Below are 2,975 nucleotides of genomic sequence, written 5' to 3' on the forward strand. Positions count from 1 at the left end.
GTTTGTCGCAAAGGGGACCGCGCCCCATGTGCTGTCCTTCTCCATGCCGGGGTATCCCAGCCAGAACGTGGTGAACGAGCTGTCTGATGCGGTCATCTGCATCTCCGCCGGGTCCGCCTGCCATCAGGGAAAGCCCAGTCAGGTGACGGCGGCACTGGGCCTTGAAAAGCGGGAAGCCGCCGGAGTGGTGCGGCTGAGCTTTGGGCCGGAAACTACAAAAAAGGAAATTGACGCGGCGGCGGCCGCCCTGCGCCAACATCACGACGCCCGGTTTCCCATGCTGTGACGCGTCTGAAAATTCCCGTGCTGTTTAGAGACAGTCGAGGGTATATTCTGTATGAAATATTTTGAGAACGATTGAGGTAATTATGTTTTCCGTGCTTCGCCAAAAGCCCGGCTTTTACGGCCGGCTGTGGAAGCTGTCGCTTCCGATTATTCTGCAAAATCTTATTACCACGTCCCTTGGCTTTGTGGACACCTTCATGGTGGGTCTGCTGGGCAACGATGAGCTGTCCGCGGTCACTGCCGCCAACACGCCGATATTTCTGGTGCAGGTGATCATTTTTGGGGTGATGAGCGGCCTTACGATATTGGTGTGCCAGTATTGGGGCAAGGGAGATACCGTTTCCATCAACCGGGTGATGGGCGTGGCGGCGTATGCGGGGTTTGTTGTCTCCGGGCTTGCGGCGCTGGTGCTGTTTTTGTTTCCGGAGTGGGTGATGGGCCTTGTCACCAACAACGCGGGGCTGATTGTACTGGGTGCGCCGTATGTGCGGATCGTGGGTATATCCTATGTGTTCAACGCCGTCAGTTCCGTGTATGTTGGAATGCAGCGGAGCACGGAAAATCCCGGTTTTGGCATGGTGGTATTTGCTATTTCCATGCTGCTGAATACATTTTTGAACTACTGCCTGATTTTTGGAAAGTTTGGCGCACCCCGGCTGGAAATTGCCGGCGCGGCGCTGGCCACGCTGACCGCTCGGGTGGTGGAATTTGCCATTGTATTTGTTTACGCCGTCACCAACCGGCGGATTCCGCTGGCGCCCCGGGCGCTGCTGCGCCCCGGCAAAGCCATGGCAAAAAGCGCGGTGGTCTATGCAGGGCCGGTCATTGTAAACGAAACGCTGTGGGGCCTTGGCACAGCGGTGATGACCGCGATTATGGGACATACGGTGATCAGCGCGGATATGCTGGCGGCCTATGCCATTATGGGCAATATTGACAAATTTGCCACGGTGGCCTGCTTCGGGCTGGCGGGCTCCACCGCCGTCATCGTGGGCAAGCGAATTGGGGAGCGGGCCTCGGATGAGGAGGTTTACAATCTGAGTTATTGCCTCTTGCTGGTGTCTTTTTTACTGGGAGCGGGGGTTGCCGTGGCGCTGGCGGTGCTGCTGCCCACGCTGTTTATTCCAATTCTCTATCCGCTGTTCAGCCTGACGGAAACCGCCGTAAAGGTGGCGGTGACCATGTGCACGGTCTATATTGTGATGATGCCCATGAAGTCCTTCGACGTGTCCAACATCACCGGTGTGCTGCGCGCGGGCGGAGACGCGCGCGCGGCTGCGATTCTGGACTTGCTTCCTCTGTGGCTGGTGGCAGTGCCGCTGACGGCGCTGACGGGACTGGTGCTGAACGCGCCCATTTGGCTGGTGTGCCTGTCCATTTATTCGGAAAACATCTGTAAAATGCCCGCCGGATTTTTCCGGTTTAGAAGCCGAAAGTGGATTAACGACGTGACCATCCGCGAGGGAGAGACATGAGCAGCCTGTTTCGCTGTCCTCTGTGCGGCGCGGCGCTGGAGCGGACGGAGCGAACCTATGCCTGCCCCGGTGGCCACAGCTTTGACATCGCAAAAGAGGGACACACCCACCTGCTTCCTGCAAATCAAAAGAACTCCGCCGCTCCGGGCGACGATCCCGGCATGGCCGTCGCCCGGCGGGACTTTCTCTCCCGGGACTACTATCGCCCGCTGCTGGACGCGCTGTGCGCTCTGGCTGTCTCCCACACGGGACCGGAGCCTGCGGTTTTGGACGCGGGTTGCGGAGAGGGGTATTACACCGCCGGAATTTATCATGCGCTGTGCGAGGCGGGAAAGCGCGCCTGCATGGCGGGGACGGACATTTCTAAGGCTGCGGTGCGTCTGGCGGCAAAACGGGAAAAAGCCGTGGAGCTTGCGGTGGCGTCTTCTTACCGGCTGCCGCTGGCGGATGGGTCGGTGGAGTTGCTGCTGAATTGCTTTTCTCCCCTGTGCGTTCCGGAATTTCGGCGGGTGCTGCGCAGCGGCGGAAGCTTTTTTTATGTGGTGCCGTCGGCCATGCACCTGTGGGAGCTGAAGGAGATTCTCTATGACGCGCCCTATCCCAATGAGGAAAAGCGCACGCCCTACGAGGGCTTTGCCTATGAAACTGTCGTCCCTGTGGAGAGGCGAATAGAGCTGAATTCTCAGGAGGAGATTCACGCGTTGTTTCAGATGACGCCCTATTACTGGAAAACACCAAAGGAGGGGACGGAGCGGCTGGCAGCCGTGGAGCGCCTTTCCGTTCGGATTGGGTTTCACATTCATGTTTTCCGGGCGGAGTAGCCCAAAGTGCAAAACCGAATGAAAAGCCGCCTGAAGATTATTCTTCAGGCGGCTTTTTTTATTATTTATAAAAGGATGCTGCAAAAAATCTGTCCGCAGTCGTGGGCTGAATGGCAAAGAGGGGAAAGCAAGCATACACTGTATTGGGTTTCGCCAGCCTACTATCATGAAAGGAACTTCGAATATGGCTTTCAGAAACTGTTCGCATTCCAACTCTGGATGCGATAATTCCTCTACAAATTCTGAGGATTGCGGAATGAAAATTCATTCTGGCTCCTCGTGCAATTCTTGTTGCTGCATTCCCGGCCCTCCGGGCCCTCCCGGCTGTCCCGGCTGTCCCGGACGGCAAGGACCCACCGGACCTACCGGTCCACAGGGGCCTCAGGGTCCCGCC

General features: G+C 57.5%; 3 protein-coding genes. All 3 read left to right on the plus strand.

Going from position 1 to position 2,975, the window contains the following annotated elements:
- Positions 1–286: aminotransferase class V-fold PLP-dependent enzyme (locus tag RTK01_RS16455; protein WP_312282004.1), on the plus strand; the 286-nt coding region annotated here is incomplete at its 5' end.
- A 61-nt stretch (positions 287–347) separates the two neighbouring features.
- A complete protein-coding gene (locus tag RTK01_RS16460; protein WP_312282005.1) occupies positions 348–1,760 on the plus strand; it encodes an MATE family efflux transporter in 1,413 nt (470 codons plus the stop codon).
- Positions 1,757–2,581, plus strand: a complete 825-nt coding sequence (locus RTK01_RS16465; RefSeq protein WP_312282006.1) for a putative RNA methyltransferase — start codon at positions 1,757–1,759, stop codon at positions 2,579–2,581. The genes RTK01_RS16460 and RTK01_RS16465 overlap by 4 nt, the downstream gene beginning before the upstream one ends.
- The last annotated feature ends 394 nt before the right edge of the window (positions 2,582–2,975 follow it).

This window comes from Oscillibacter sp. (assembly GCF_031978065.1).
Classification (GTDB): domain Bacteria; phylum Bacillota; class Clostridia; order Oscillospirales; family Oscillospiraceae; genus Oscillibacter.